The 6,124-nt window shown below is 40.0% G+C and carries 7 protein-coding genes; all 7 read left to right on the top strand.

The window, feature by feature from the left end; genetic code table 11:
• Positions 1-303: hypothetical protein (locus DW019_RS15285; RefSeq protein ID WP_207663926.1), on the top strand; the 303-nt coding region annotated here is incomplete at its 5' end.
• A gap of 1 nt (position 304) precedes the next feature.
• On the top strand, positions 305-973 hold the full coding sequence (locus tag DW019_RS09590) for an ABC transporter ATP-binding protein (RefSeq protein WP_118443215.1): 669 nt from the start codon (positions 305-307) through the stop codon (positions 971-973).
• 84 nt (positions 974-1,057) lie between these two features.
• Positions 1,058-2,212, top strand: a complete 1,155-nt coding sequence (locus DW019_RS09585) for a leucine-rich repeat domain-containing protein (protein WP_118443214.1) — start codon at positions 1,058-1,060, stop codon at positions 2,210-2,212.
• Between the two features lie 97 nt (positions 2,213-2,309).
• A complete protein-coding gene (locus DW019_RS09580) occupies positions 2,310-3,311 on the top strand; it encodes a leucine-rich repeat domain-containing protein (protein ID WP_118443213.1) in 1,002 nt (333 codons plus the stop codon).
• Positions 3,312-3,421: 110 nt separating this feature from the next.
• Positions 3,422-4,210: a hypothetical protein gene (locus tag DW019_RS09575; protein ID WP_118443212.1), complete on the top strand. Its 789-nt coding sequence runs from the start codon at positions 3,422-3,424 to the stop codon at positions 4,208-4,210.
• 833 nt (positions 4,211-5,043) lie between these two features.
• Entirely contained in the window at positions 5,044-5,364 is a 321-nt protein-coding gene (gene rpsJ, locus DW019_RS09565) for a 30S ribosomal protein S10 (protein ID WP_022377222.1), read from the top strand.
• 109 nt (positions 5,365-5,473) lie between these two features.
• The gene (gene rplC, locus DW019_RS09560) at positions 5,474-6,103 is read left to right on the top strand and encodes a 50S ribosomal protein L3 (protein WP_118443210.1); all 630 of its coding nucleotides are present in this window, start codon (positions 5,474-5,476) and stop codon (positions 6,101-6,103) included.
• Positions 6,104-6,124: the final 21 nt, after the last annotated feature.

Below are 6,124 nucleotides of genomic sequence, written 5' to 3'. Positions count from 1 at the left end.
GATGATTTATATCACAATGCGATATTTAGTCTGCTTGGGCTTCCGTGGAGACGGTGTGTATCATTTTCGGTAATACAAAGTTTTTTCACCGCATTTTTCTCCGTGGTAATGTTTTTTGTTTTATTTGCGACGGTTCAAAAATTAAATTTAACAGAATATTTACTGATTAAGTTAGACTGGGTAACGGTCGTTTCTATGGTGGTTATGCTGGTGGTGTTATGTTTTGTGCATTGGATTGTTCCATATATTATTTTATGCAGAAAGCAGCCGGTTGAAGTTTTTCGGGATAGGAAAGGAGAATAAAATGATTTCGATTAAGAATTTAGTGAAAATATATAATAAAGGAAAAGGAAATGAATATAAGGCTTTAAAAGGAATTGATTTTCAGGTTCAGGATGGAGAACTGGTAGCGGTTATTGGAAAATCCGGTGCCGGTAAATCCACTTTGCTGCATGTTTTGGCAGGGATTGATAGTTTTGAGAGCGGCAGTTACCACGTTGGAAACCAAGATGTGGGACAGATGTCGGAAAAACAATTGGCGGAGTTTCGAAACAAAAGTATTGGAATGGTTATGCAGGATTTTGCTTTGATAGAAGAATATACCGTGCAGGAAAATCTTCAGGTTCCGCTTATTTTCGGTAAGGTGAAAAAAAGAGAGCAAAGTAAAAAGATTATGGATGTTTTGGAAAAGGTAAACATCGCGGAATTAAAAGATAAACGGGTCAATCAATTGTCCGGCGGGCAGAAACAAAGAGTAGCGATTGCCAGAGCCCTTATTAATTCTCCAGAGTATATTTTGGCAGATGAGCCTACAGGGGCACTCGACAGCAATACATCAGATGACATCATGGATGTGTTTGAGGAGTTAAATAGAAATGGGCATACGGTTATCATAGTCACGCATGATAATGGTGTGGCTGCCAGATGTCAGAGGGTGATTGAGATAAAAGACGGAGAAGTGTTGTCTGAATAATAAAAAAATGCAACTTATTCGCTGTCTCAATCGTATTGTTTACATAGAGGCAGCGAATTAATTACAAGTAGGAGGTTTGTTAGTATGAAAAAAACAATATTATTAACGGCATTAGGAATTTGCTGCATGGTTGCAGCAACATCAAGAACAAAGGCCGCAGAAAAGGTGTCGGGGAAATATCATTATGAAATCATAAATAGTACCCAAAAGACAGCAGCGCTTACCAAAGTGGAGCAACCGGGGACACAAGTGATTCTTCCATCAAGTATTGATGGTTATACAATTGTTCAATTGGGAACTATGAAGGAAAACAATTACCATTTTGCCAGTGCGTCTACTCTTCGATTGGAAGGAAAGGCAGAGTTGTTTTCTGCCGCAGATGCAGAAAAAGTGACAGAGTTGACGATACCATCCAAAGTAGAAAAAATCGGTGTGATGTCATTTCAAGGTTGTAAAAAAATCAAGAAGGTTACTCTGCCGAAGGCATTAACATATATTGGTTCCAATGCATTTAACGGATGTGAGTCCTTGCAGAACATTACGATTCCGAAAAAAGTAAAGGGGATTGGGAGTGGTGCATTTATGAAATGTGCAGCACTAAAAAAAGTTACGCTAAAGATGAGTAAAGCAACGATTGGCTCAGAAGCATTTTCTACGGATGTTACGGATGGTTATGATGCAAATGGTAACCCCAAAATCATAAAAAAAAGCCACCTTACCAAGATTGTTATGCCGTATAAGTATAAGGGGCTTTTAAAAGAAAGAGCTTTCTGTGGTTATGTTGGAACTTCTTTTACATGGCGTGATTTTAATACCTATAACGAGGGCTTTTTGCGTGGATGCAAAACCTTAAAAAATATTGTATTTCCAAAGAATCTGAAAACGATTGATATTCCAAAACATTGCCTGGATGATTCGCTGTCTACATTAAAACCATTGGTGATTCCGGAGGGCGTTAAGGCGGTATATGTCGGTCAGCATTGCAGAAATATAAAATGCATTACGGTAAAGGGGAAAAAGACGGTATTATACGGTGACAGTGGCATGGGAGCAAAAATGATTTCTGTAGAAAAAGTAAATTGTAAAAAAGGTTCAAAAACATGGAAGAAGATGAAAAAGTTTGTATGTCCGAATTTTGCTAAGAAGTTCAAAAAGGATACAGAAAATATTGATACGGATGATTATTACACAAGAGAAATAGTGCATACGAAGAAAGTTAAGGTGGCGAAAACAAAATAATAAACATTGATAAAATTTGTTATGCAACTTATTCGCTGTCTTAATCGTATTGTCTACATAGAGGCAAAAATTAATTACAAATAGGAAGGACTGCAGTATGAAAAAAATAAACACATTGTTTGTTATATTATTTGCTGCTATGGCGGTTTGTGGCTGTGGAAACTCCTCGCAGGAAGCACAGGTGAAAAAGCCGGATTCGATTCAGCAAAAGGAACAGAAAAATAAAACCAGCGATTTATTTGAAGTGAAAGATGGTGTACTCATCCGTTACAAAGGAAGCTATCAGACAGAAAGAAAAATTATTCTTCCCGAAAGTGTTAAGGTGATTGGAAAGAAGGCGTTTTCCCTGAGTGAGAAAGAGAAGTGTATGATATACAAACTTAAGACGTCGACACTGGAAATTCCGTCTGATGTAAAGATAAATGAATATGCGTTTTCGGGAGCCGGGCCTTTGAAGGTGACGCTTGCAGAAGGCCGAAAAATGGTAGAAAAGAGTGCTTTTCGCGGCATGGGGAAATATGGAAGCGATTCGGAAGTAATCCTGGCGAACAGTATAGAAGTTATTGATGAATATGCTTTTTACAAAGGGGAGTGTGTAAAAGTAAAATTGGGGAGTGGTTTGCAGCAAGTTAAAAAATATGGTCTGAACGGTGTCATTGTGCGTTCCCTGCCGGATAATTTGAAACAGCTGGATGAGGAATCGCTGGGAGATTCTTATAAATATGTTCATAATATGCCAGAACATTTGGAAAGGCTTGGGACGCATTGCATCCGAATCAATAAGGAAGGACGTATTCAAATATCGGCGAGCGTGAAGTATATTGCAAAAAATGCTGTTGTGTGGGAAAACAGTAGAAATGGCGGTGAAATGGGATTTGATGTGGCAGAGGCAAATCCTAATTATAAAAGTGATGAAAATGGATGGCTGTATTCGAAGGATGGTAAAATAATGTATTTTGCATACTTAATTGGCGATGAGTTTGTGATTCCGGATGGAGTGGAAAAGGTCTACAAAAATGGATTGTATTTATATGAGGATGGGCTTGCAAAAGGCACCGGCACGGTTATTGTAGGGGAGGACCGTGTGAAATTTTTCTGATGCGAGCGTTATACGCTGATTTTTGTTGTATATAATTCTGGTAAATGCCTGAAATGTGTGTTAAAGTGTATTTTATTAGGTAGAGTTTGGTGTAGAAAGGATGTGGATGTTTGGAAAATGAATTAAAGAGTCTTGCTAGAGAGCGTATATGGTTTTTGGAACAGGTACGCAGGAAGGCTGAAAAGAGTGTTACGATATCAAATGGTGGTAATTTTATCTGTCGGAAAGTGCGAGGGGCATTTCAATATTATCTTAATGGGGGATATGTGAAAAAAAGCGAAAAAGATAAGTTGAGGATGCTGGCAAAAGACAGGTATTATAAAAAGTTACTGCCTATATTAAATGCTAAGATTGAGGCTGGAAGACAGGCAGTTGAATTTTTCTCGGATTCTGAATTGGAAGATGTGTATTCTCAGATGCATGAAGGTAAGCAAGTTTTATTTACTCCGGATTTTATTCCTATTGAACAAAGAGTTAAGATGTTTGAAAATGAAGATTATGCTGCGAAAACGATGGATGAGGAAGTAACTGGCGAATACTTCACGGCAAATGGTGAGCGTGTGCGCTCGAAGTCGGAGATAATTATAGCGGACCACCTACGGCGTTATGGTGTAGTGTATAAATATGAAAAGCCATTGGAACTCACGGTGCATGGGCGGAGAGTTACCTTTTATCCGGACTTTACGGTTATGAATTCGCGAACCGGCAGGATTTATTATTTGGAGCATTTTGGAATGATGGATAATGAAGATTATTATAATGCGGTTCTGCGAAAACTGGATGCCTTTGAGATGAACCAATTGCTGATTGGCAGGGATGTTTTATTGCTCCATGAAAGTTCAAGCGCACCGTTGAACACCAGGGTGTTGGATTGTTATATTCAGGAATATTTGGTGTGAGGGGCCGTTGCTAAAATTGCCAAAAGCAAGTTGCCATCACTGGTGAGCGCGATGCTACTGGGTAAAAGAGATGGAAGTAATGCTGGCAACTTGTCTTATGCAACCTAAATTGGTGTAAAAGTAAAAAAGAGTTGCATGAGAACGAAAAGAGGTTGCTTCAAAAGCAACGCTGGAGCATTAATATGGAAGAAAGAGTTGTTTTTGGGGCGTAATTTGACGAAATAAGAGAGATAAGAGGCGTGAAACGAGCGAAATAGACAACGCTTAGGGGAAAAAAGAGGGAAAAGCGTTGCATGGGGTGTGGGACGCCATGGATTTGGCGGGGAACGCCGAGGATTGTGCACTTCCTCCGGAAAACTACAAGCCATGCAACCTCGCCTCCGCTCTGCTTCGGCTCGGTCACGGGCTGTCGCCCTATAAAAAAGCTAAAAAACAAATTTTTTTACGTGAGCGAGCTCCCGACAAAATTTGTTTTTACCTTTTTTGCATGGCTTGTAGTTTTCGTGAAAAAAGTGCTTGCATTATGGAAAAAGGTATGGTAGACTAATATTTGCTGTGACATGATAGCGATGAAGCGTGAGGTTGCCACCATCCGGTGGGTTTTTCCGTGGAGCGAATGTCAAGAGGCCGAGATCAGCAAATTCGGCCGGGAACCCTGACGGCAAGTCACTGTACAGTAACATATTTTCTGCCAAGGAGCAGATAAACGTGTGAGTCAAGCCTCCATAGGGAGGATTTTTGAATGAACCGATATGACACACACGGATGAGTGTACAGTCACCACTTGTCGTACTATTACCAAATAAAGTACGAAAAGGAGGCGACTATTTTTTATGGCAAGTAAAAAAAGTCAGAAAATGAGAATTATCCTGAAGGCATACGATCATCAGTTGATCGACTTTGCAGCATCTAAGCTGATTGATACTGTAAAGAAAACGGGAGCAAAGGTGAGTGGGCCTGTGCCACTTCCTACCAAGAAAGAAGTTGTTACCATTCTTAGAGCGGTACACAAATACAAAGATTCCCGTGAGCAGTTCGAGCAGAGAACTCACAAAAGACTGATTGATGTATTGACACCTTCACAGAAGACTGTAGATGCACTTTCCCGCTTGGAAATGCCTGCAGGCGTTGCAATTGACATCAAAATGAAATAAGAACCTATGGTTATGATGCGGTCTACGGTTCAGGACAAAACAGTAACCATCTAGGATGATTGGTTTGAGAAAATCAATCCGCTGTAGATTTTATAGGAGGAAAGAAGAAATGAAGAAAGCTATTGTAGCTACAAAAGTTGGAATGACACAGATTTTCAACGAAGACGGTGTGTTGACACCGGTTACCGTACTTCAGGCTGGTCCGGTATATGTTTCTCAGATTAAGACAGTTGAGAACGATGGATACGAAGCAGTACAGGTAGCGTATGGCGATGTTCGTGAGAAATTAGTGAACAAGCCGGTAAAAGGACACTTAGAAAAAGCAGGTATCGAGAATAAGAGATTTCTCGCAGAGTTTAAATTCGAGAATGCTGCAGAGTATGAGTTGGGCCAGGAAATTAAAGCAGACATCTTTGAAGCCGGTGACAAAATTGACGTTACTGCGAAGACAAAAGGTAAAGGTTTCCAGGGTGCAATTAAGCGTCATGGACAGTCTCGCGGACCAATGGGTCACGGTTCCAAATTCCATAGACATGCTGGTTCCAACGGTTCGGCATCTGATCCGAGTAAAGTATTCAAAGGTAAGAAAATGCCTGGTCAGATGGGTGCAGTACAGGTTACCATTCAGAATCTTGAGATTGTCCGCGTAGATGCAGAAAATAATTTGATTCTGGTTAAGGGAGCTGTTCCGGGACCGAAGAAATCAACAGTAATTATTAAAGAATCCGTTAAGGCATAACTTTTCGGAAAGGAGGAAGAC

The sequence above is a fragment of the Clostridium sp. AF37-5 genome, from assembly GCF_003477605.1.
Classification (GTDB): Bacteria; Bacillota; Clostridia; order Lachnospirales; family Lachnospiraceae; genus Eubacterium_F.
The sequence above is the reverse complement of the archived record's forward strand: the minus strand, read 5'-3'. Positions and strand labels throughout refer to the sequence as shown.